This is a genomic window from Actinoplanes teichomyceticus ATCC 31121, assembly GCF_003711105.1.
Taxonomy (GTDB): Bacteria; Actinomycetota; Actinomycetes; order Mycobacteriales; family Micromonosporaceae; genus Actinoplanes; species Actinoplanes teichomyceticus.
Genome location: NZ_CP023865.1, coordinates 5,298,551 through 5,321,139 on the forward strand (window position 1 = coordinate 5,298,551; position 22,589 = coordinate 5,321,139).

Here is a 22,589-nt window from a genome sequence, read left to right on the forward strand (position 1 = left end):
GAGAACAGCAACCGGCGGGCACCTTGACGGGCACCGTCCTGACAACTCCACTCCCGGAATCTTCTTCCCATGCCCGGCGGGCAACACCGCCGGACAACTCGGGGGAGATTCATCGTGAAGCGCTCGACGCTGCGTAAGACCGTACTGACGCTGGCCGCTCTGGTTGCCGGGCTCGGCACCGCGACGACCACGCCGGCACCGGCCCAGGCCGCACCGACCGTTTCGCCGGCGTCCAAGTCGTGCGTGACCAACGCCAAGCTGGTGCCCAGCTGCGGGGTGCTGTGGGGGGCCGCCGCCGGCGGGTTCACCGGCAAGCCGCGCGACGCGGAGCACCGCAACTGGGAGAAGCTCAGCGGACGCACCGCGACGATCTTCCACACGTACCACAAGGGTGACGAGAAGTTCCCGACCGACGCCGAGATCGCGATGGCGCGGGACAAGGCGCACCCCCGCGTGCTGCTGCTGAACTGGCGCGTCGAGTACGGCTCCACCTGGGCCGCCGTCGCCGCGGGCAAGCACGACAAGCGGATCGACGCGTTCGCCGAGCGGCTCAAGCAGAAGTTCTCGGAGAAGTTCTACCTGGTGCTCAACCACGAGCCGGAGGACGACGTCCGCACCGACCCCAAGTCCGGCATGACCGCCAAGGACTTCGCCGCCTCGTTCCGCCACGTCATCCAGCGGCTGCGGGCCAAGGGCGCGAACAACGTGGTGAGCGTCGTCGCCTACATGGGCAACGAGAAGTGGATGGGTCAGTCCTGGTGGAAGGACCTGTACCCGGGCAACGACGTGGTGGACTGGATCGGCCTGGACTCGTACGTCAGCGCCGAGAAGAACTACTACCACGCCGGCGTGTTCAAGGATCTGCTGGACCGTAAGGCCAAGGGCGGCGTCGGCTTCTACGACTGGGCCACCCGCAACCACCCGACCAAGCCGGTCATGGTCGCCGAGTGGGGCGCGTACCACCGCGTCGGCAAGGTCGTCGACAAGGCGGCGCAGTTCAACAGCGTGCTGCCCGAGCTGGCCAAGCGCCCGGCGGTCAAGGCGATCGTCTACTTCGACACCAAGAAGGACCTGTTCGGCGACCGCGACATCAGCATCGACAGCACCGCCACGAGCCTGGCGGCGTTCCGCAAGCTGGCCGCGAACCCGCTGTTCAACGTCAGCATCCGCTGACCGACGCACCTCCACGAGCCGCCCGGCATCCCGCCGGGCGGCTCGTCGCCTTTCCGGGCCGCCGGGCGCGACGCCGTTTCCGCCCCGCCGGCGAGACGTCGTTTCCAGCCCGCCGGGCGGACGTCCCGTTTCCAGCCCGCCGGGCAGACGTCCCGTCCCCGGCCCGCCGGGCAGACGTCCCGTCCCCGGCCCGCCGGGCAGACGTCCCGTCCCCGGCCCGCCGGGCAGACGTCCCGTCCCCGGCCCGCCGGGCAGACGTCGCGCTCCCCGCCCCCAGGCGGCTCATCGCGTTTCCGGTCCGCCGGGCGGCCGCCCGCGTCACCGGGCCGCCGGTCCGGGGGCGGCCTCGGCGGGCCGCCGGCCGGCCTCCCGTTCAGCTGGAGGCCGACGGCACGGGAGCGGGGTCGCTCGGCGAGATGCCGGGAGAGGTCCGACCCTGCGACGTACGGCCGTCGCCGCGCCGCCCGCCGTACTCGTAGCCGCCGCGGTCGCCGCCGAACCGGCTCTCGCCGGAGCCGAAGCGGCCGTCCCCGGAGCGGCCGTCCCCGGAGCGGCCCTCCCCGGAGCGGCCCTCCCCGGAGCGGCCCTCCCCGGAGCGGCCCTCCCCGGAGCGGCCCTCCCCGGAGCGGCCCTCCCCGGAGCGGCCCTCCCCGGAGCGGCCCTCCCCGGAGCGGCCCTCCCCGGAGCGGCCCTCCCCGGAGCGGCCATCGCCGGAGCGGCCCTCCTCCGAGCCGGACTGGCCGCGGCGGTCGCCGTCGTGGTGACCGGCGAAAGCTCCGACCGCGGTTGCTCCCGCGCCGAGCACGCACCCCAGAAGCAGGGCGGCCCCGGCGAGCAGCGGGCCGCGACGGCTGCGCCAGGAAGCACCGGACCGGCCCGGGCCGCGCGGCGGTACGGCCGGGACGTAGGCCATACCCGGTGGCGGGGTCGGCAACTGACCACCCACGCTGCCCGCCGGGACATAGGCCCAGCCGGGCGGCGGGGGCGGCAGCGGCCGCCCACCGGCCGGGACATAGGCCCAGCCGGACGGTGGCGGCGGCAGCGGCTGCTCACCGGCGCCGGCGGGCGGGTGGCCGGCCACGGCCGAGGTGTATCCGGCCTCGGCGGGCACCTCCCCGGAGGTGGGAGCCGCTCCGGCAGTCGGCGGAACCGGAGCCGAGGCCGATCCGGCAGCCGCGGAACCCGGAGCCGAGGCCGATGCGGCAGCCGCGGAACCCGGAGCCGGCGCGGTCGGCGGAGGAGCCGGGGCCGGCGCGGGCGTCGCCGCCGTGGTGGGTGGGGTGGCGGCCGGGGCGGAGAGCTCGGGGGTCTTGTCGGCCGCGGGGGCGGGGGTGTCCGGCCGATGGGCCGGGTGCTCTTCGGTCATCAGGGAACTCCGTGTTCAGTCGCGATCATGGCGCCACCACGAGAGTCCGTGCGGTGCTTAAGACGCGCGGGCTGCGCTCGTAAGAAACGGCTAAGGAAGCCGGTTGAGCGTGGCGTTCGGTGGTACGGCGTACCGGAAAGGGTTTGATCTGCCGGGAACCAACCGCCGCGCGGCGCCGACTAACGGCGACCCGACTAGAGAGATCTGCTGACGCCATGACGAAACGCCTCCTGCTCGCCCTCGCCGCCGTCCTCGCGCTGCTGACCCCGGCCGCGCCGGCCTGGGCGCACAACGCGCTCGCCGAAGCGGCGCCGGCCAAGAACGCGACCGTCAAAAAGGCGCCGACGGCGGTGAAGCTCCGCTTCCTGGACGACCTTCCCGACTCCACCAAGCTCTCCGTGACCGGCGCCGACGGCACGGTCCCACCCCAGTCGACGCCGAAGATCAGCGGCGCGACCATCTCGGTGACGTTCGCCGAGCCGCTGCCCAACGGGGCTTACACCGTCACCTACCAGGTGGCCGGCGAGGACGGGCACGTGACGAAGAGCTCGTACCGGTTCACGGTGGCGGCACCGGTGACCTCGCCCTCGGCCGCTTCGTCCGCACCGGTTGGTGCCGGGGCGGCCTCGCCCTCGTCGCCGGAGGCGCCGGCCGGCGCCACGCCGGCTGCGACCGGCGCCGCGGATGTCACCGCCGTGCGGGATGTCACCGCGGAGGACGCGGACAGCGACGGGCCGTGGCTCGGTCTGGCCACCGGGATCGGGATCCTGGCGCTGGCCGGTGCGGCGGGCTTCGTTCTCTTCCGGCGGCGTGCCGCCAAGTGAGGCGAACCACCCTCATTTTCGCGTGCCACCCGGGTGGGACGAGCGGGTCATCGCGCCACCCGGGTTAGGGCTGACCGCCATCACGCCACCCGGCCCAGCGAGCCCCGCCACGCCACCACCCGGCCCAGCGAGCCCCGCCACACCACCCCGGCACAGCGAACCCCATCACGCCGCCACCCGGCCCAGCGAGCCCCGCCACACCACCCCGGCACAGCGAACCCCATCACGCCGCCACCCGGCCCGGCGAGCCCCGCCACGCCACCCGGACCCGGCGAACCCCTCCACGCCACGCGTCGCCGTGATGGGGCTGGCCGCATCGTCCGGTATGCCATCCAGGTGAAGCGCGTCGCCATCGGGCAGCCGAGCCGCCGCACCGTCTTCTCGCCGACCCGCACCCCGCCACCAAGGCCGGTCCCGGCCGTCGAGCCGGCGAGGCCGGGCTGACCGGGCGGCTCCGGACCGCATCGCCCGGGCTGAGGTGACAGCGATGAGATCGCGCAGCGGCACGGACGCCGCCGAGGTAGCCGATGTCCCCTCGGCCTCGCTTCGCCGCCCGGCGCGGCCATCCGGCCCCCGGCTCGATCGGGGATCAGGTCCCCCGGCGACGCCGGCGGCCCCATCCGTCCATGTTGGCCGGCCCCCGCGGCAGGCTCGGGGCTCACGCTGCGACCGGCGCCCGATGCGGACCGTAGCCGGTGGACCGGAAGCCGCCGCACGACGAGGTAGTCGGACGCTTTTACGACCCGCCACAACTCCCGAATCCGCCTCGCGACCGCGGTGAATGATCACTTCCGAAAACAGGAAATCTGCAAGTTGCAGTGCTCGGAAATGCACCGGGAGCGCTCTCACCGAGCGCCATCGCGCATCACGCGCTGAAATCCATCCAAGGCGCTATATGTGACGTAGATCACATAGATCGTCGACTCGATCTTGACAATGCGCCGTCATTCCGGAGAAGGTCACGGGCCGACGTCGGCGGACGCCTTACCGCCACGTTTTTCGGATCAGCGGAAAACAATCACCGGAATGCGACACGTGCCTAGCGCCGGAATCGACCTCATACTTTCGGCCACCCACCGGTCCCCCGCACGGCCCAGAGCGCCGGCTTCCGGACGGATGACCCGCCGGAAAACTCGCCGAGAACCCGAGCGGCGGCCGGCCGGTCAGTCGATCCCGGGAAAGCCGTGACTTCCCTCCAGCATCCGACACCAGACGCACTCAGCGTACAAATAATGTATACGCAGCGTAGCGGTCGGTCGAGTCGGGGCCATAAAATCGTAGGAAACAGACAGCACACCGGGACTCTGTTTCATCGGCACCGCGGGGCAGGCCTGAAATTTCTTGAAACAGCGTGCGGGGCCCGCGTGGGCACATCGGCTTGCAGGACCACTAGATGTAGTGCACTGTAGAAGCCGTCGACCGGGCATTGTCAAGGCCGGCGACAACGACTTCCCGGTCTTGGGAAGTCTCTCCGAATTGCTGTTCGCTGGTCCGGGCGCCAATTCGGAAAACACCGCACCGGAGGCCCCTCGTTGGCAGCGGGGGGCCTCGCGCTGTCCGGTCGCCGTCAGTACAGCTGACCAATTTCGGCCGGGCTCGCCGATTCCCCCTCGATCACCCTTCATATTTCCGCGGTAAATACCCTCGCGATTCCGCTACCGGCGAGTACGCCCGAAAGCGCGGCGAGGACGTCGTACCGGTGGAGGAAGATATGAGGGCGGCTCGATCTCTGGCTGCCAACCAGAAGCCGCGGCGGTGCTTTCCCGAGCGCCCGGACCAACCCCACAGGCGGGGGCGGAGGAGATCCCTCCGTCCCTGCGTCCCGCGCCAGAGGGCGGGACGAGATTCGGAGAACCAAGGAGTGGAACGTGTCCATCGCAGACCCCCCGGACACCCCCGTCGCCCCGGCCGGTGGGCCCGGCGGCGACCACCGGCACACCTGGGCCACCGTGCTGATCGTGCTGCTGGTGCTCGGTGGCGTCCTCACCATGTTGCTCACCGGGCATCCGGTGGGTGAGGCGCTGATGCTCGGCGCCGGCGTGACCCTGCTCGGCGGGGCCGTCGCCCGGCGCATCCTCACCGGCGCCGGCCCGATGCCGACCGTCGTGGTGGCCGCCGCGGTGACCGTGTTCGCCGTGGTGCTGCTCGTGCGCGGGTACCCGATCAGCGACGCCGCCATGATCTGCGGCCTGGTCGGCCTCGTGGCCGGCGAGGTCGCCGCCCGCCACCTCGACGGATCCCGGAAATAGGAAGGGGGCCGCGGGCGGGACCGGCCACGCCGGTCCCGCCCGCGCCGAGCATGAACGTGTTCACCCTGGTCACCGAGAACAATCGGGACGACAGCGGCCTGGACGTGCTGCGGCGCCGCCTGCAACTGGCCCACCAGGAGGCGAGGCGGCCGACCTACCGCATGATCGGCGGACAGACCGGCCTGTCCGCGTCCACCATCTGCCGGATCTTCACCGCCCGCAAGCCGCCGGCCTGGGACAACCTCCGCCGCGTGCTGGAAGCGCTGGGGATCCCGGCGGAGACGGTCGACGAGACCTGGCACGAGCTCTGGCTCAACGCGGAGAACGACGCGCACCCGATCCCGGTGCAACTGGTGGAGGGGCTGTCCGTCCCGGGACGGGAGCACTGCCCCGACTGCGGCGCCTGGATCGCCGACACGGACACCCACGATTCCCTGCACCGCCGCCTCGACCGGCTCGAACGCCTGGTCCGCCGGCTCTCCGCCGAGCAGCTCCAGACGCCGTGACGGGCGACGCGCGCCACCCGCCCGGCCGGACATCGCCCACGTCCGGCCCGGGCACGGTGTCCATCCGGCCGCCCGGTGCACGACATCCGCCGAGCCGCCGGACACCGGCCGCCGCGTGATTCGGATCACCCGAGCCGGCATGGGCACGCGGCGGCGCCGGCGCCGGGATCCCCCGGGTCAGCGAGCACAGCGGGCGGAGAACTGGCAGCGGGCCGGACGCCGGGACGATCAGGGCCGTCCCGGGGCCGGGCCGGGCTATGAGCCGTGACGGATTCGGCGGAGGCGGACGTGGCGCCGGTGGCTCGCATGGTGTTGGATGTCGTCCACAGGTTCGGGGCGACCACATGTAAACATATCGTTCCCATAACGATTGATCATGCGACCCCCGTCGTTCATTTTCATGCGGGTGGAGATACGGCCGATGGCACAGCGTCACACGCTTGCGGAGATTCGTGAGCGTACCTACAAGAGCCGGGATGCGTGGTGGACCGTCTGGCTGGTGGATCCGCTGGCGTCACGCCTGGTGTGGCTGGTCTCGCCGTGGCGGTGGGTGACGCCGAACCGGCTGACCGTGTCGGCGTTCGTGCTCGGCCTGGGGTCGGCGGCCGCCTTCTGGCATCAGGGGTACGCCTGGCTGCTGCTCGGCGCCGCGCTCTTCCACCTGAGCTTCGTGCTCGACTGCATGGACGGCAAGATCGCCCGGTTGAACGGGACGGGCTCGGCCTTCGGCGCGTGGCTGGACTACGTGTTCGACCGGCTGCGCGTGCTGGCCTGCGCGATCGGCCTGTTCGGCGGGGAGTACCACCGCACCCATGACTTCGGCTACCTGTGGCTCGGGCTGCTGGTCATCTTCCTGGACATGTTCCGCTACCTGAACGCCCTGGAGATGGGCAAGGTCCGCGGCGACATGCGCCGCCGGCTGACCGAGGCCGGCGTGGTGCCGACCACGCCGGAGGCCAGCCTCAACGACGAGTTGCAGGAGGACTTCCGGGCGCAGTTCGGGCGGTTCGCCGCGGTCCGCCAGTTCCTGGTGAACAACCGGATCCGGGTTCACCTGATCAGCGGCATCGAGTTCATGATGTTCGTGTTCATCGTCGGGCCGGTGATCGGACAGATCAAGATCACCACGATCGCGATCTCGGTCGGCATGATCGCCTTCGAGCTGCTGCTGATCTACAAGCTGTGGACCAACACCAAGAGCTTCGCCCGCCGCATGGCGAAGGTGCAGGCCGCCCACGACGCGGAGGCGACCGGCGCCGATCTGGCGGGCGCGCCCGGGAGCGAACCGGCGACGGGTGGCGCGGCGGCCGCGACGACGGGAAGCCTGGAGACCACCTCGGCCTGACCCGGCCGGCACGCGCGAGGAGGCACCCCCGACCACGGGGGTGCCTCCTCTTTTTCGTTGCCCGGAGCCGGGCACGAGCAGCCCGCGGGAACGTCACGACCAGCCCGGACGCCCGCGCTCCGGAACACCCGGCCGCGGCGGGATTCGCAAACACCGCTCCATGCCCTTTACGACATCGACACTGCTTGGTAACTTCCTGAAACAAGTTGCAAGGACTTGCATGACATGTCCGAGGGTTCCATCGGCTCATCAGGCTCGTGGATTCCGAGGGCTACCCGAACCCGAGGTGAATCCCCCTCACCTCCTCGGCCGGGTCCCGATAACGGCAGTTCACCGCCTTTGTCAGGACCGGGACCGCGGCGCGCGACGACACACTCCCGGCGAGCGCCGTACTCCTGAAAGAACTTTCACGCCATCCGTCCCCCAACCCCCCGATCCCCGTTCGCATCGCGTAGACCCTGCGATGTCCTCAGCAGAAAGCGCTCTCGACATGCGAAAACGAACTCGTGAGCTGATCCTCGGCTCGGTGAGCAGCCTGGCGCTGGCCGCCGCCGGCCTGGTCGGCGTCAGCCTGGCCACCACGGCGAACGCGGCCGTGGCCCTCAACAACAGCGATGTCACCGCGAACCTCTGGGAGTGGAACTTCCGGTCGATCGCGGCCGCCTGCACCAACCACCTGGGCCCGGCCGGGTACGGCGCGGTCCAGGTCGCCCCGCCGCAGGAGTCGGTCACCCTCGCCTCCACCAGCGACGGCGCCCACCCGTGGTGGGAGGTGTACCAGCCGGTCTCCTACCAGATCTCCGGTCGCCTCGGCACCCAGGCCGAGTTCACCAGCATGATCACCGCCTGCCACAACGCCGGCGTCCGGGTCTACGTGGACGCGGTCATCAACCACATGGCCGGCTCCAACAACACGGTGACCACCGGGTACGGCGGCTCCACGTTCAGCCCGAGCGGCTACTCCTACCCGGCGGTGCCGTACGCCTACGGCGACTTCCACCACCCGAACGACGGCTACTGCGCCGACAGCGACGGCGTCATCGACGACTACAACAACGCCGCCGAGGTGCAGAACTGCGAACTGGTCGCGCTCTCCGACCTCAAGTCGCAGGACAGCTCCGTCCGCACGAAGATCGCCGGCTACCTGAACAAGCTGATCGACTGGGGCGTGGACGGTTTCCGGGTGGACGCCGCCAAGCACATGGCCGCCGCGGACCTGTCGGCCATCAAGGCGCAGCTGCACAACACCACCGCCGAGGGCCGCTCCCCGTACTTCGCCCAGGAGGTCATCCCGGGTGGCAGCGGCGAGACCGCCCCGTCGGCGTACACCGGCATCGGCGACGTGCTCGGGTTCTCCTACGCGTACGGCCTGAAGACCCAGTTCGCCAACGGCACGCTGTCGAACCTGTCGGGCATCCCGTCGTGGGGCCAGGACGCGTCCAGCGACCTGACCGCGGCCATGGTCACCAACCACGACCTGGAGCGCAACGGCAGCACCCTGCGCTACCAGGACGGCGCGACGTACACGCTGGCGAACTACTTCCTGCTCGCCCACCCGTTCGGGCAGCCGTTCCTGTACGACGGTTTCACCTTCTCCACCTCGGCGACCGGCGCCTCGCCGCCGGCGAGCTCCAGTGGCCACGTCACCGACACCAGCTGCACCAACGGCGCCTGGCAGTGCCTGACCCAGAGCACCGGCGTCAAGGGCATGGTCGCCTGGCGCAACACCACCCGGTCGGCGACCACGGTCACGAACTGGACGAACACCGCCGGCAACGTGATCGGCTTCAGCCGCGGCTCGCTGGGCTGGTTCGGGGTCAACCGCTCCGGCAGCGCGTCCACCGCCACCTACCCCACCGGCCTGCCGGACGGCACCTACTGTGACCGGATCACCGGCGGCGCCACCACCGGCGGCTGCGCGGGCACCTCGATCGCCGTCTCCGGCGGCCGGGCGTCGGTGACCATCCCCGCCAACGGCGCGGTCGCGATCGACGTGAACGCGAAGACCGGCGCGGGCACTGGCTCGCCGAGCGCCAGCGCGACCAGCAGCCCCACGCCGAGCACGAGCCCGACCGACAGCACCGGCACCGTCCGGGCGACGTTCAACGTCTACGCGACCACGACCACGGGCACACGCGTCTACGTGGTCGGCTCGAACGCGGCCCTGGGCAACTGGGACACCGCGAAGGCGGTCCCCCTGTCCGCCGGCGGCTACCCGATCTGGTCCTCGACGGTGACCGTCCCGGCGAACGGCAGCTTCGAGTACAAATACCTCAAGAAGGACGCGGCCGGGAACGTCACCTGGGAGAGCAACGCGAACCGGGCGGTGACCACCGGCGGCTCCGCGGTCACCGCCACCGACAGCTTCAACGTGTCCAACGCCGCCGCCACCGCGGTGACGTTCACCGCGACGGCCACCACCAGCACCGGCACCAACGTGTACGTGGTCGGCTCGATCCCGGCGCTGGGCGGCTGGAACACCGCGGACGCCATCCCGCTCCCGGCCACGGCGTACCCGACCTGGAGCCGGTCGGTCATCGTCCCGAAGAGCACGAGCTTCACCTACAAGTACCTCAAGAAGGACGCCTCGGGGAACGTGACCTGGGAATCCGGCAGCAACCGTTCGTACACGACGGGCACGGCCGGGTCGTACACGGTCAACGACACCTGGCGGTAGCCGGGCGCGGGGCCCGCACGGAAAACGTGCGGGCCCCGCACCGTGACCGGGATCCCCACGGGTGACGTGACGCCCGTCCTACCGGCCGCGGAATCAGCGGATCTGGACCGGGACCACCTCCGGAGCGCCCAGGCGGGCGGCGTCCGCCGTCTCGTCGTCCTGTTGCTCCTGCGAGTCGCGTTCCGCGTCGACCCGCAGCCGGTAGTTCTCCACCTCGCGGTCCCGCTGCCGCGGCGTCCACCCGAGCACCCGGCCCATCAGCTCGGCGGCCTCCGCCGCGCACACCGTGCCCCGGTCGAACGTCTCGATCGAGATCCGGGTACGCCGGGTCAGCACGTCCACCAGGTGCCGCGCCCCCTCCGCCGCCGCCGCGTAGACGACCTCGGCGCACAGATAGTCGTCGGCGCCGGCAAGCGGGCGGCCCAGAGCCGGATCGTCCCGGATCAGCGCGAGCAACTCGCCGATCAGCGACCCGTAGCGGCCCAGCAGGTGCTCGACCCGGGCCACGTGCAGGCCGGACTCCGCGGCGATCAGCCCGCGCCGGTTCCACAGCGCCGGGAACCCCTCCGCCCCGATCAGCGGCACCCGGTCGGTGCAGCACCGGGCCACCGGACGGTCGAGGTTGAACACGCAGGCGTCCACCGCGTCCCGGGCCATCACCCGGTACGTCGTGTACTTGCCCCCGGCGACCACGACCAGGCCGGGGACCGGGCTGGCCACCATGTGCTCGCGGGACAGCTGCGAGGTGGACTCGGACTCGCCGGACAGCAGCGGCCGCAGCCCGGCGTAGACGCCCTGCACGTCGGCGCGCTCCAGCCGGGTCGACAGCACCTTGTTCACCTCGGTGAGCAGGTAGTCGATGTCCTTGGCGGAGGCCGCCGGGTGCGCCTTGTCCAGGTTCCAGTCGGTGTCGGTGGTGCCGACGATCCAGTGCCGGCCCCACGGGATCACGAACAGCACGCTGGTCGCGGTCCGCAGGATCAGCCCGGTCGTCGACGGGATCCGGTCCCGCGGCACCACCAGGTGGATGCCCTTGGAGGCGCGCACGTGGAACTGGCCGCGCTCGCCGATCAGGGCCTGGGTGTCGTCGGTCCACACCCCGGTCGCGTTGATCACCTGCTGGGCGCGGATCTCGAAGGTCCGGCCGTGCTCCAGGTCGGCGACCCGGACCCCGGTGACCCGCTCGCCCTCGCGCAGGAAGCCGGTCACCTCCACCCGGTTGGCGACGTGCGCGCCGTACGCGGCCGCGGTCCGGGCCAGGAACATCGTGTGCCGGGCGTCGTCCACCTGGGCGTCGTGGTATTGCAGCGCCCCGACCAGCGCGTCCTTGCGCAGGGCCGGGCAGGCGCGCAGCGCGCCGCGACGGGTCAGGTGCCGGTGGCGCGGCAGCGCGCCGGGCCATGCCATCGCGTCGTAGAGGGTGACGCCCGCACCGGCGTACAGCCGCTCCCACCCGCGGTGCCGCAGCGGGTAGAGGAAGCGCACCGGGCGGGCCAGGTGCGGGGCGAGGCGGGACAGGATCAGCCCGCGCTCCCGCAGCGCCTCCCGGACCAGCCCGAAGTCGAGCATCTCCAGGTAACGCAGGCCGCCGTGGATCAGCTTGCTGGAGCGGCTGGAGGTGCCGGAGGCGAAGTCGCGCGCCTCGACCAGCCCCACGGAGAGACCCCGCGTGACCGCGTCGAGCGCGCACCCCGCCCCCACCACTCCCCCGCCGACGACCAGCACGTCGACCTCGGCCCCGGCCAGAGCCCGCAGCGCGGCGTCCCGGGTGTCGGGCGAGAGAGCCGACATCAGTCCACGTCCACCCAGTCGAGAGTCCGCTGCACCGCCTTCTTCCAGCGGCCGTACCCCTGCTCGCGCTGCTGCGCCGACCAGCTCGGCTGCCAGCGCTGCGACTCGTTCCAGTTCTCCCGCAGCTCGTCGGTGCTCTTCCAGAAGCCGACCGCGAGCCCGGCCGCGTACGCCGCCCCGAGCGCCGTGGTCTCGGCGACCACCGGCCGGCTCACCGGCACGCCCAGCACGTCCGCCTGGATCTGCATGCACAGGTTGTTGACCGTGATGCCGCCGTCCACCTTGAGCACGTCCAGGGTGACGCCCGAGTCCTGGGCCATCGCGTCGACCACGTCGCGGGTCTGGTAGCAGATCGCCTCCAGGGTGGCCCGGGCGATGTGCGCGTCGGTGTTGAAGCGGGACAGCCCGACGATCGCCCCGCGCGCGTCGGACCGCCAGTACGGGGCGAACAGCCCGGAGAACGCCGGCACGAAGTACACCCCGCCGCTGTCGGGCACCTGCGCCGCCAGCGCCTCGCTCTCCCCGGCCGACTTGATCAGGTGCAGCTGGTCGCGCAGCCACTGCACGGCCGATCCGGTGACCGCGATCGAGCCCTCCAGGGCGTAGACCGGCGCGGCGTCACCGAATTTGTAGCAGACCGTGGTGAGCAGGCCGTTCTCCGAGCGCACCAGGTTCGTCCCGGTGTTGAGCAGCATGAAGTTGCCGGTGCCGTAGGTGTTCTTCGCCTCGCCCGGGGAGAAGCAGACCTGGCCGACCGTGGCGGCCTGCTGGTCACCGAGGTCCCCGGTGAGCGGCACGTCCCCGCCGAGCGGCCCGTCGACGTGCGCGATGCCGTAGCCGTTCGGGTCCGACGAGGGCCGGATCTCCGGCAGCATCCGCCGGGGGATGCCGAAGAACGACAGCAGCTCGTCGTCCCAGTCCAGGGTCTCCAGGTTCATCAGCATCGTGCGGCTGGCGTTGGTCACGTCGGTGACGTGGTTGCCGCCGCGCTGCCCGCCGGTGATGTTCCACAGCAGCCAGCTGTCGGTGTTGCCGAAGATCGCGTCGCCGCGCTCGGCGGCCTCGCGGACCCCGTCGACGTTCTCCAGGATCCACTGGATCTTGCCGGCCGAGAAGTAGGTGGCCGGCGGCAGCCCGGCCTTGCGCCGGATCACGTCGCCGCGGCCGTCCCGGTCCAGCGCCGAGGCGATCCGGTCGGTCCGGGTGTCCTGCCAGACGATCGCGTTGTAGTACGGCCGGCCGGTGCGCCGGTCCCACACCACCGCGGTCTCCCGCTGGTTGGTGATGCCCACCGCGGCCAGGTCGCTCGCGCCCAGGTTCGCCTTCTGCATCGCGGTACGCACCACCGCGACCGTGCGCTCCCAGATCTCGATCGGGTTGTGCTCGACCCACCCCGCCCGCGGCAGGATCTGCTCGTGTTCGAGCTGGTGCCGGGCCACCTCGTTGCCGCCGTGGTCGAAGATCATGAAACGGGTGCTGGTCGTGCCCTGGTCCACGGCCCCGACGAAGTCAGCCACGGTTCGCCTCCACACTGTCACGCGCCGGGACCTCGCCCACCCGCTGGGGCTCATCCGACGGCAGGAATCGTCCGATCAGATACTGGTACAGACCGGCGCCGAGAACACCACCGATGATCGGCCCCACGATCGGTATCCAGAAGTAGAGATAGCCGGTCTGGTCCCGGAACGCCCCCTCGTACCCGGTCAGGAAGCTGGCCAGCCGCGGCCCCAGGTCACGGGCCGGGTTGATCGCGTACCCGGCGTCGGTGCCCCAGGCCATTCCGATCGCCACCACCAGCAGGCCGACCACGAGCGGACCGAGGTTGGCGGCCGGTGCGCTGTTGGCCACGTCGGTCAGCGCCAGGATCACGAACAGCAGGATCGCGGTGCCGATGATCTGGTCGCGGAACGCGCCCCACTCACCGACCGGCAGGCTGCCGTTGCCCGGCAGCGTGGAGAAGACCCCCTGGGTCTTGATGGTCAGGCCGGGGTCCGCCGCGTGCAGCACCTCGGTGTAGTTCCAGCGCACCAGCAGCGCGGCGACGAACGCCCCGAGGAACTGGGCGATCGAGTAGGGCAGCACCTTGCGCCAGGCGAAGCCCTTGAAGACCGCGAGCGCCACGGTCACCGCCGGATTCAGATGGGCGCCGCTGATCCGCGCCGCCACGTACACGCCGAGGGTGACGCCCAGGCCCCAGGCCCAGGCGATGCTGTCGTGGTCGCCGATGCCGCCGGCCACGACCTGGGCCACCACCCCCACCCCGAACAGGATCAGAATCAACGTGCCGGCGAACTCCGCCGCGAGCTCACCGACCAGTCCCGGAACCTTGCGTCGTACGGCCATGCTCCCTCCCGTTTTCGCACAGCGATGACCTCCGACGCTAGGAACCGCGCCGGCCGGGAGCAACGCACAGCGGTCGGCATTGTCGAACATCAATCACGTCGGGTCGTGGCCCGGTCGCATAGAGTGCGAAACATGCCGGGAACAGTGCAGTCCATCGAGCGGGCGGCCGCGATCCTGCGGGTGCTCGCCGGAGGACCGGGCCGGCTCGGGCTCAGCGAGATCGCCCGCGCCCTGGACCTGGCCAAGGGCACCGCCCACGGGATCCTGCGCACCCTGCAGGGCGTCGGGTTCGTCGAGCAGGACCGGGCCTCCGGGCAGTACCACCTCGGCGCCGCCCTGCTGCACCTGGACACCAGCTACCTGGACGTCAACGAGCTGCGGTCCCGCTCGATCAACTGGGCGGACCCGCTGGCCGCGCGCAGCGGCGAGGCGGTCCGGATCGGCACCGTGCGCGAGGGCCAGGTGCTCGTCGTGCACCACGTGTTCCGCCCCGACGACACCTTCCAGACCCTGGACGCGGGCAGCCTGCTGCCGCTGCACGCGACCGCGCTCGGGAAGGTGCTGCTGGCGTACCGGGCGGGCGGGGCCGGCGTGGACCGGCCGGCCGCGTACACCAGGAAGACCCTGGTCGAGCCGCGCGAGCTGGCCGCGGCGCTGGACCGGATCCGGGAGTGCGGCTGGGGCGCCGACGTCGAGGAGCTCACCCTCGGCCAGGCCGCGGTCGCCGCGCCGATCCGCGGGTACGGCGGGCTGGTGATCGGCGCGATCGGCGTGTCCGGCCCGGTCGAGCGGATCTGCGACAGCCGCTACCGGCCGCAGCCACACCTGGTCGCCTGCGTACGGGACGCGGCCCGGGCGGTGTCGCGGGAAATGGGAGCCGCCCGGCGCTAGAAGGGGGGATGGATGATGTCCGAGCGCTACGTGGTCGCGATCGACCAGGGCACCACCTCGACGCGGTGCATCGTGTTCGACCGGCGCGGCCAGCTCGTCTCCCTGGCCCGGCAGGAGCACCGGCAGCACTTCCCGCGGCCCGGCTGGGTGGAGCACGACGCCGTGGAGATCTGGCGCAACGTGGAACGCCTCGCCCCGCGGGCGCTGCGCCGGGCCGGGGTGACCATCGACCAGGTGGCCGCGCTCGGCATCGCCAACCAGCGGGAGACCACGGTGGTCTGGGACCGGCACACCGGCCAGCCGATCGGCCGCGCGATCATCTGGCAGGACACCCGGACCGACGCGCTGGTGCACGAGCTGGCCGGGCAGCCGGGCGCCAAGGACGTCGAGGAGCGCTCCGGGCTGCCGCTGGCGACGTACTTCTCCGGGCCGCGCCTGCGCTGGATCCTGGACCGCACGCCGGGCCTGCGGCGGCGCGCGGAGCGCGGCGAGGTGCTCTGCGGCACCATGGAGACCTGGCTGATCTGGAACCTGACCGGCGGCGAACACGTCACCGACGTGACCAACGCCAGCCGCACCATGCTGCTGGACGTGCGCACCCTGGACTGGTCGGCCGACTCGCTCGACTTCTTCGGCATACCCCGGGCGATGCTGCCGCGGGTCCGGGCGTCGATCGGCGCCTTCGGCACCGCCTGCGCGGCGTTTCCCGGGGTACGCATCGGCGCCGCCCTCGGCGACCAGCAGGCCGCCCTGTTCGGCCAGACCTGCTTCACCCCGGGCGAGGCCAAATGCACCTACGGCACCGGCAGCTTCCTGCTGCTCAACACCGGCACGGAACCGATCGCACCGGCGCACGGGCTGCTGAGCACGGTCGCCTACCAGGTCGCCGGGTCGCCCGCCTGCTACGCCCTGGAAGGCTCGATCGCGATCACCGGCTCGCTGGTCCAGTGGTTCCGCGACCAGCTGGAGCTGATCTCCAGCGCGCCGGAGATCGAGACCCTGGCCCGCACGGTCGCCGACAACGGCGGCTGCTACATCGTCCCGGCCTTCTCCGGGCTGTACGCCCCGCACTGGCGCTCCGAGGCGCGCGGCGTGATCGTCGGGCTGACGTCGTACATCACCAAGGGCCACCTGGCCCGCGCGGTCCTGGAGGCGACCGCGTGGCAGACCCGCGAGGTGGTCGACGCGATGAACGCCACCTCCGGGCTGGCCCTCAGGACGCTCAAGGTGGACGGCGGGATGACCGCGGACAACCTGCTCATGCAGATGATCGCCGACGTGCTCGACGTGCCGGTGGTCCGCCCGCTCGCGGCGGAGACGGTGTCGCTGGGCGCGGCCTACGCCGCCGGGCTGGCCGTCGGCTACTGGCCGGACCTGGACGGCCTGCGCCGCAACTGGCACATCGCCGGCCAGTGGATCCCGGCGATGGACCCGCGGCTGCGCGCCACCGAGTACGCCAACTGGCAGCGCGCGGTGCAGCGCACCTTCGACTGGATCCAGCCCGGCTGAGCCCGGCACCGGTCGGCCCCGGAGCGCCCGGGACAGCGGGTGCTGTGCCGACGGTCACCGCAGTGGGCCGGAATCGGCGCCGGGCGGCACGGGTTCGCGCTGGTATGACGACGATCGGACTCATCGGCAGTGGCAACATCGGCAGCACCGTGGCACGGCTGGCCGTGGCCGCCGGCTATGACGTGGTGCTGAGCAACTCGCGGGGCCCGGAGACCCTCCGGGACCTCGTCGGCGAGCTGGGCCCCAAGGCCCGGGCCGCGACCCCCGCCGAGGCGGCCGTGGCCGCCGACATCGTGGTGGTGACCGTCCCGTTGAAGGCCTACCCGCAGATTCCGGCCGAACCGCTGGCCGGCAAGGTTCTGATCGACACGAACAACTACTACCCGGAGCGCGACGGCCGCATCGAGGAGCTGGAGAACGGCTCGACCACCACCGGGGAGCTGCTGCAGAGGCACTTCGCCGCGGCCAAGGTGGTGAAGGGCTTCAACAACATCTGGTTCGAGCACCTGGCCCGCCTGGGCCGCCCGGCCGGGGCGCCGGACCGCTCGGCGCTGCCGGTCGCCGGTGACGACGCCGCGGCGAAACTGGTGGTCACCGAGTTCTTCGACCGGATCGGGTACGACACGGTGGACGTCGGCCCGCTCGCCGAGAACTGGCGCACCCAGCGGGACACCCCGGTCTACGTCGCGCCGTACGGCCCGGGCGACCCGGCGGGCACCCCGGCCAGCGCCGCGGTCATCCGCGAGCTGGTGGGTGCGGCGAAGCGGTGATCCGGTGGCGGCGTACCGGGGCCGGACCCCGGGGCGCCGCCGCCGACACGCGAGCCCGCGACCGGTCCGCCGGTCGCGGGCTCGTGCGCTCACAGCCGGCACGCCGGCCGTCGTAGGTCAGAAGCTGACCGGAACCCCGGCCGCCCGGCACGCGGCGGCGACGTCCGTGCCGGCCTTCTCGAAGCTGGGCTCGGCGGCGGCGGTGACCGGGTCGGCGGCGGTGGCGGCCTTGGCCGCCTCGTCGGCGACCGCCTTCGCGGCGGCGGACACCTTGCTGTCCCCGGCGGACTGCAGCGCGGTGGTCACCTGCTTGGTGAAGTCCTCGAGGATCGCTTTGGCGTCGCCGGCCGAGATGGTGCCCGAGTTCGCCGACATCAGCGTGACCAGCGCCTTCTTCATGGACTGACCGGCCTTGTCGGTGGCCGTGCAGAGCTCCTTGTCGGCGGCGGCGCCGGCCTTGCTGCCGGGACCGTCCTTGGTGGCCGTCGGGTCCGTGACGATCGCCGACGCGGACGGGGCGGCGGTCGCGGAGGCGGGGGCGGCGGGGGTCGCGGACCCGGCCTCGGTCTTGTCATCGTCGGAGCAGGCGGCCAGGGTGAGAACGGCCGTGGCGAGCAGGACAGCGGAGGTGACCCGGGTGCGCTTCACGGCGCGTACGGTAGTCGATGCGAAAAGTAAGATCAACTCAATCTGAGCGCGGGACGGCGCCGGCACAGCCGCGCATGGCGCCCGCCCCGAGCACCTCGGCACGCCCGGTTCCCCTCACGAACCCGTGGTCGTCGCCGGCTGCCTGATCCGGCCCAGCCGCGCGGCGGCCCGCTGCCGGAGCGCGAAGCCGTGCTTGGCCGCGTCGCGCAACCGGGCCACCAGCGGCGAGCGCGACTGGCGGGCCCACGGGACGGCGACCTCGGTGGTGCCGTACTTCGCCTTGTACGAGTTGGCGCCGACGAAGTCGAACTCGGTCACCCCGCGCGCCCGCGCCCAGCGCAGCGCATGCCAGATCAGCGCCTCGTTGGGCCGTAGGTGCTGATGCTCCCGGTAGCTCGCGCCGCCCCAGAAGTACATCGTCCGGCGGTACCAGGGCAGCACCGCGGTGGCGATGCACCGGCCGTCGCTGTCGCGGGCCCGCAGCAGGCTGATCCGGCCCACCGGGAACAGGTGTCGGATGAGCGACCGGACCCGTTCCACGGAATACGTCGGCACCAGGTTCTGCTTGGCGAAAACGTCGCGCAATTGATCGTAGAATTCGTCGGCGAATGCCGGATCGGCACCCGCCTCCTCGATGACCACGCCGGACTTCGCGGCTTTGCGGATATTGCGGCGACAGGCCCCGGCCATCGCACCGAAGAGGGCGTCCTCGTCCGGGCGCAGGTCGATCACCGCGGTGGGCGCGGCGTCCCAGCGCAGGCCCAGCCCGGCCAGATCGGCCTCGGTCGTGCCGCGGTCACGCACCTCGAGGTGGGCGCAGCCGAGCTCGTCGAAGGCGAACCGGGTCAGTGCCCGCACCGCGGCCCGCCGGCAGACTCCCGGACGCAGGTTGAAGCCCAGGTAGGAAGTGGTCCAACCGGCCATCGGGCTACCCAGGATGCGCAGACCGCAGCGCCGGGTGAGCAGGCCGGTGAAGTGCCCCACCGTGGCGCCCTGGTCGCTCACCGTGGCCAGCACCGGCTCGGCGCGCTGGCACTCGGCGACGAAGGCGAGCCACTCGGGGGTGTGGAAGAGGAGGCGGTCCTGGTAGGTCGCGCGGTCGGCGTGGAGCGCCGCGGCGGGCTCCACGCGGTGTAGTCGAAGCATCCGGTCGCCCCGATCGAATTGGTTGTCGAAGGCGGATGATGCCCCGCCGGACGGCCATTCCGCAAGACCCGGACGGGGCATCCGGGAATCGACACGAATCATCCTCGCATTCAGCGTGACAATTGCTACTGCCGCGCACCGGCGCCGTTTTGCCAAGGTATGGAGAACCGACGAGCGGGAGGGTGCCGACCGCATGCAGCCGCCGACCGCGATCAGACGACGCCTCAACGAACTGGGCCTGCGCAGCCGCCTCCGGGCCCACCCCCGGACGCAGGGCCGCGTGCTGGCCCCGGCCGGACTGCTGCGCCGCCTGCCCAGCGTTCCCGGACTCTACTTCCCCTTCTACCACGACGTGCCGCCGGAGTACGCCGCCGACCTGCGCCACCACCTGCGCACCCTGCGCCGGCTCGGCCCGATGGTCAGCTGGGACGAGGCGCTGGCGGTGCTGGCCGGACACCGGCCGCTGACCGGGCCGGCGTTCTGCCTGTCCTTCGACGACGGACACCCGAGCTGGCGTGACGTGGTCGTCCCGGTGCTGCTCGACGAGCAGGTCACGGCCACCTTCTTCCTGACCACCGGTCTGGTCGGCCGGCCCGGCAACCTGACCTGGGCGGACTGCCGCCGGATCCGGGACGCCGGGTTCGCCTTCGGCTCGCACACGGTCACCCACACCCGGCTGGCCGACCAGGACGACACCGGGGCGCGGCGCGAGATCGCCGACTCCAAGCGGGAGATCGAGGACGAGCTCGGCGTCGAGGTGCGCGACTTCGCCGCCCCGTACGGCCAGCCCGCCGTCGACTTCACCGAACGCGACGTGCGCGCCGCCAAGGAGGCCGGCTACCGCAGCTTCGCCACCACCCTGCGCCCGGCCATGCACACCGGCGACTCGCCGATGTGGATCTGCCGGCAGGGGCTGCACCCGGCCTGGCCGATCATGGCGGTACGGAGCCGGGTCCATGACTGACCCACGGATCCACCTCTCCCCGCCGGATGTCACCGACGTCGAGCGCAAGCTGCTGCTGGAGGCGTTCGACTCGAACTGGGTCGCGCCGGCCGGCCCGGACCTGGACGCCTTCGAGGCCGGCTGCGCCGAACTGGTCGGCGTCCGGCACGCGGTCGCGCTCAGCAGCGGCACCGCGGCCCTGCACCTGGGCCTGATCGCGGCCGGGGTACGCCGCGGCGACACCGTGCTGGTCCCCTCGTTCACGTTCGCGGCCAGCGCCAACGCGGTGGTGTACCTGGGCGCCCGCCCGGTCTTCCTGGACAGCACGCCGGAGAGCTGGAACATCGATCCCGGGCTGGTCGCCGCCGAGCTGCGCGACCGAGCCGTCCACGGCCGGCTGCCGCGCGCGGTGATCGCGGTCGACATGTACGGCCAGTGCGCCGACTACGAGCCCCTGCTGGACGCCTGCGACCGGTACGGCGTGCCGCTGATCGAGGACGCCGCCGAGGCGCTCGGGGCGACCTATCGCGGCCGGCCGGCCGGATCGTTCGGGCTGGCCGGGGTGCTCTCGTTCAACGGCAACAAGATCGCCACCACCGGTGGCGGCGGGATGCTGGTCACCGACGACAGTTCGGTCGCCGCCCGGGTCCGGCACCTGGCCACCCAGGCCCGCGAGCCGGTGACCCACTACGAGCACCGCACGGTGGGCTACAACTACCGGCTCAGCAACCTGCTGGCCGCGGTGGGCCGGGGCCAGCTGCGGCGCCTGCCGTCGATGATCGAGGCGCGGCGGGTCACCGCCGAGCACTACCGGGCCGCTCTCGGCGACCTGCCCGGGCTCGGCTTCCTGCCGGTGGCCGGCTACGGGGTGCCGAACTGGTGGCTGACCTGCCTGCTGGTCGACGCCGCGGCGTTCGGGGCCGGCCGGGACGCCGTCCTGGCCGAGCTGGCCGCCCGGGACATCGAGGCCCGGCCCGCCTGGAAGCCGATGCACCTGCAACCGGCGTACGCCGACTGTGTGATGCGCGGCGGCGCGGTCGCCGCCGACCTGTTCCACCGCGGGTTGTGCCTGCCCAGCGGGTCCGCCCTCACCGGGCACGACCGGGACCGGGTCGTGGCCGCCGTCCGCTCGGTCGCCGCCGGGCAGAAAGGGTGACGGGCGGATGCGCGTCGTCTACATCCACCAGTACTACTGCAACCGGCAGATGGCCGGCGGCATCCGCTCCTACGAGCAGGCCCGGCGGCTGGTGGCCCGCGGGCACACCGTCGACGTGATCACCACCGACATCACCCCGGGCGGCCGGACGCTGGGCTGGCGGGTGACCCGGGACGACGGGGTCACCGTGCACTGGTTCCGGGTGCCGTACCACAACCACATGTCGTACCCCCGGCGGCTGCGCGCGTTCGCCGAGTTCATGGTGCTCGCCACCGCACGCGCCGCCGGACTGGACGCGGACCTGGTCTTCGCCACCAGCACGCCGCTCACCGTCGCGGTACCCGGTGTACTCGCCGCTCGGCTGCGCCGGGTGCCGTTCGTCTTCGAGGTCCGCGACCTGTGGCCGGAGGTGCCGATCGAGATGGGCGCGCTGCGCAACCCGCTCGCCCGCCGGCTGGCCGGGGCGCTGGCCACCTTCGCCTACCGCAACGCGGCCGAGGTGATCGCGCTGTCGCCGGGGATGGCCCGGGGGGTGACCGCCCGTCGCCCGGGCACCCCGGTGACCGTCGTGCCGAACGCCGCGGACCTGGACCTGTTCGCGCCGGACCCGGCGCGGGTCAGGCGGTTCCGCGCCGAGCACCGCTGGCTCGGCGACCGGCCGCTGATCGTCTACACCGGCGCGCTGGGCGCGGTCAACGGCGTGGACTACCTGGTCCGCGCGGCCCGCCGGATGCGCGAGCTCGACCCGGACGTGCGGGTGCTGATCGTCGGGCACGGCCGGGAGTGGGAGAGCACCGGGCGCCTGGCCGCCGAGCACGGCCTGCTCGACCACACCGTGCACATGTGGGAGAAGGTGCCCAAGAGCGAGCTGCCGGTGATCCTGGGCGCGGCGACCATGTCGACCAGCACGGTCCGGCCGATCCGCGCGCTCTGGGACAACTCGGCGAACAAGTTCTTCGACGCCCTCGCGGCCGGCCGGCCGATCGCCGTCAACTACGGCGGCTGGCAGGCCGACCTGCTCCGCGAGACCGGGGCCGGGCTGGTGCTCGACCCGGACGACCCGGACGCCGCCGGCGCGACGCTGGCCGCCCACGTCCGCGACCGGGACTGGCTGGCCCGCGCCGGCGCGGCGGCGCACCGGCTGGCCGTCGACCGGTTCTCCCGGGACCTGCTCTTCGAACGCTTCGAGGCGGTGCTGAACCGGTCGGCCGGCCGCCGCGCCGCGCTGTCCCGGCAGTCCTGACGAACGGGG

The 22,589-nt window shown here is 72.1% G+C and carries 18 protein-coding genes; 12 read left to right on the plus strand and 6 right to left on the minus strand.

The features are described 5' to 3' along the window. The first annotated feature begins 114 nt into the window (after positions 1–114). A complete protein-coding gene (locus tag ACTEI_RS23265) occupies positions 115–1,173 on the plus strand; it encodes a glycoside hydrolase family 26 protein (RefSeq protein ID WP_122979587.1) in 1,059 nt (352 codons plus the stop codon). Between the two features lie 373 nt (positions 1,174–1,546). Here the strand turns inward: ACTEI_RS23265 and ACTEI_RS23270 are convergent, their stop codons facing one another. Then, positions 1,547–2,284, minus strand: a complete 738-nt coding sequence (locus tag ACTEI_RS23270; protein WP_122979588.1) for a hypothetical protein — start codon at positions 2,282–2,284, stop codon at positions 1,547–1,549. 470 nt (positions 2,285–2,754) lie between these two features. On the opposite strand from ACTEI_RS23270, the gene ACTEI_RS23275 reads away from it, so the two are divergent. From ACTEI_RS23275 to ACTEI_RS23295, 5 genes are all read left to right on the plus strand, one after another. Next, positions 2,755–3,363: a copper resistance CopC family protein gene (locus tag ACTEI_RS23275; RefSeq protein ID WP_122979589.1), complete on the plus strand. Its 609-nt coding sequence runs from the start codon at positions 2,755–2,757 to the stop codon at positions 3,361–3,363. Between the two features lie 1,868 nt (positions 3,364–5,231). Then, complete coding sequence (locus ACTEI_RS23280) at positions 5,232–5,612, plus strand: hypothetical protein (RefSeq protein WP_122979590.1); 381 nt, start codon at positions 5,232–5,234, stop codon at positions 5,610–5,612. Between the two features lie 50 nt (positions 5,613–5,662). Then, positions 5,663–6,118 (plus strand): helix-turn-helix domain-containing protein, encoded by a 456-nt coding sequence (locus ACTEI_RS23285; RefSeq protein ID WP_122979591.1) that lies wholly within the window; start codon positions 5,663–5,665, stop codon positions 6,116–6,118. A 421-nt stretch (positions 6,119–6,539) separates the two neighbouring features. Next, a complete protein-coding gene (locus ACTEI_RS23290; RefSeq protein ID WP_122982358.1) occupies positions 6,540–7,463 on the plus strand; it encodes a CDP-alcohol phosphatidyltransferase family protein in 924 nt (307 codons plus the stop codon). 490 nt (positions 7,464–7,953) lie between these two features. Continuing rightward, positions 7,954–10,140, plus strand: a complete 2,187-nt coding sequence (locus tag ACTEI_RS23295; protein WP_122979592.1) for a carbohydrate-binding module family 20 domain-containing protein — start codon at positions 7,954–7,956, stop codon at positions 10,138–10,140. A 93-nt stretch (positions 10,141–10,233) separates the two neighbouring features. Here the strand turns inward: ACTEI_RS23295 and ACTEI_RS23300 are convergent, their stop codons facing one another. Genes ACTEI_RS23300 through ACTEI_RS23310 form a run of 3 tightly spaced genes read right to left on the minus strand, consistent with a single transcriptional unit; the run spans position 10,234 to position 14,274 of the window. Next, positions 10,234–11,931 (minus strand): glycerol-3-phosphate dehydrogenase/oxidase, encoded by a 1,698-nt coding sequence (locus ACTEI_RS23300; protein ID WP_122979593.1) that lies wholly within the window; start codon positions 11,929–11,931, stop codon positions 10,234–10,236. Continuing rightward, a complete protein-coding gene (gene glpK / locus ACTEI_RS23305) occupies positions 11,931–13,448 on the minus strand; it encodes a glycerol kinase GlpK (protein WP_122979594.1) in 1,518 nt (505 codons plus the stop codon). Before glpK (ACTEI_RS23305) ends, ACTEI_RS23300 begins: the two co-directional genes overlap by 1 nt. Beyond that, a complete protein-coding gene (locus tag ACTEI_RS23310; protein ID WP_122979595.1) occupies positions 13,441–14,274 on the minus strand; it encodes an MIP/aquaporin family protein in 834 nt (277 codons plus the stop codon). The genes glpK (ACTEI_RS23305) and ACTEI_RS23310 overlap by 8 nt, the downstream gene beginning before the upstream one ends. Positions 14,275–14,406: 132 nt before the next feature. Here ACTEI_RS23310 and ACTEI_RS23315 point away from each other — a divergent pair, with 132 nt between their 5' ends. From ACTEI_RS23315 to ACTEI_RS23325, 3 genes are all read left to right on the plus strand, one after another. Then, positions 14,407–15,165, plus strand: a complete 759-nt coding sequence (locus tag ACTEI_RS23315; protein ID WP_122979596.1) for an IclR family transcriptional regulator — start codon at positions 14,407–14,409, stop codon at positions 15,163–15,165. Positions 15,166–15,180: 15 nt separating this feature from the next. Next, positions 15,181–16,674 (plus strand): glycerol kinase GlpK, encoded by a 1,494-nt coding sequence (gene glpK, locus ACTEI_RS23320; RefSeq protein ID WP_122982359.1) that lies wholly within the window; start codon positions 15,181–15,183, stop codon positions 16,672–16,674. A 104-nt stretch (positions 16,675–16,778) separates the two neighbouring features. Continuing rightward, the gene (locus ACTEI_RS23325; RefSeq protein WP_122979597.1) at positions 16,779–17,444 is read left to right on the plus strand and encodes an NADPH-dependent F420 reductase; all 666 of its coding nucleotides are present in this window, start codon (positions 16,779–16,781) and stop codon (positions 17,442–17,444) included. Positions 17,445–17,561: 117 nt separating this feature from the next. Here the strand turns inward: ACTEI_RS23325 and ACTEI_RS23330 are convergent, their stop codons facing one another. Beyond that, a complete protein-coding gene (locus tag ACTEI_RS23330; protein WP_122979598.1) occupies positions 17,562–18,092 on the minus strand; it encodes a hypothetical protein in 531 nt (176 codons plus the stop codon). 114 nt (positions 18,093–18,206) lie between these two features. Then, entirely contained in the window at positions 18,207–19,220 is a 1,014-nt protein-coding gene (locus ACTEI_RS23335) for a lipid II:glycine glycyltransferase FemX (RefSeq protein ID WP_239082678.1), read from the minus strand. A gap of 211 nt (positions 19,221–19,431) precedes the next feature. Here ACTEI_RS23335 and ACTEI_RS23340 point away from each other — a divergent pair, with 211 nt between their 5' ends. Genes ACTEI_RS23340 through ACTEI_RS23350 form a run of 3 tightly spaced genes read left to right on the plus strand, consistent with a single transcriptional unit; the run spans position 19,432 to position 22,580 of the window. Next, the gene (locus ACTEI_RS23340; RefSeq protein ID WP_122979600.1) at positions 19,432–20,202 is read left to right on the plus strand and encodes a polysaccharide deacetylase family protein; all 771 of its coding nucleotides are present in this window, start codon (positions 19,432–19,434) and stop codon (positions 20,200–20,202) included. After that, complete coding sequence (locus ACTEI_RS23345) at positions 20,195–21,337, plus strand: DegT/DnrJ/EryC1/StrS family aminotransferase (RefSeq protein WP_122979601.1); 1,143 nt, start codon at positions 20,195–20,197, stop codon at positions 21,335–21,337. Before ACTEI_RS23340 ends, ACTEI_RS23345 begins: the two co-directional genes overlap by 8 nt. A 7-nt stretch (positions 21,338–21,344) precedes the next feature. Then, positions 21,345–22,580 carry a glycosyltransferase family 4 protein gene (locus ACTEI_RS23350; protein ID WP_122979602.1) on the plus strand — a complete coding sequence of 412 codons (1,236 nt, stop codon included), beginning with the start codon at positions 21,345–21,347 and terminating at the stop codon, positions 22,578–22,580. The last annotated feature ends 9 nt before the right edge of the window (positions 22,581–22,589 follow it).

Excerpts from the sequence above, each read along its gene's own strand:
- ACTEI_RS23275 (WP_122979589.1), top strand. The coding sequence starts at position 2,755 with ATGACGAAACGCCTCCTGCTCGCCCTCGCCGCCGTCCTCGCGCTGCTG.
- ACTEI_RS23285 (WP_122979591.1), top strand. The coding sequence starts at position 5,663 with ATGAACGTGTTCACCCTGGTCACCGAGAACAATCGGGACGACAGCGGC.
- ACTEI_RS23290 (WP_122982358.1), top strand. The coding sequence starts at position 6,540 with ATGGCACAGCGTCACACGCTTGCGGAGATTCGTGAGCGTACCTACAAG.
- ACTEI_RS23295 (WP_122979592.1), top strand. The coding sequence starts at position 7,954 with ATGCGAAAACGAACTCGTGAGCTGATCCTCGGCTCGGTGAGCAGCCTG.
- ACTEI_RS23300 (WP_122979593.1), bottom strand. The coding sequence starts at position 11,931 with ATGTCGGCTCTCTCGCCCGACACCCGGGACGCCGCGCTGCGGGCTCTG.
- ACTEI_RS23310 (WP_122979595.1), bottom strand. The coding sequence starts at position 14,274 with ATGGCCGTACGACGCAAGGTTCCGGGACTGGTCGGTGAGCTCGCGGCG.
- ACTEI_RS23315 (WP_122979596.1), top strand. The coding sequence starts at position 14,407 with ATGCCGGGAACAGTGCAGTCCATCGAGCGGGCGGCCGCGATCCTGCGG.
- glpK (WP_122982359.1), top strand. The coding sequence starts at position 15,181 with ATGTCCGAGCGCTACGTGGTCGCGATCGACCAGGGCACCACCTCGACG.
- ACTEI_RS23325 (WP_122979597.1), top strand. The coding sequence starts at position 16,779 with ATGACGACGATCGGACTCATCGGCAGTGGCAACATCGGCAGCACCGTG.
- ACTEI_RS23340 (WP_122979600.1), top strand. The coding sequence starts at position 19,432 with ATGCAGCCGCCGACCGCGATCAGACGACGCCTCAACGAACTGGGCCTG.
- ACTEI_RS23345 (WP_122979601.1), top strand. The coding sequence starts at position 20,195 with ATGACTGACCCACGGATCCACCTCTCCCCGCCGGATGTCACCGACGTC.
- ACTEI_RS23350 (WP_122979602.1), top strand. The coding sequence starts at position 21,345 with ATGCGCGTCGTCTACATCCACCAGTACTACTGCAACCGGCAGATGGCC.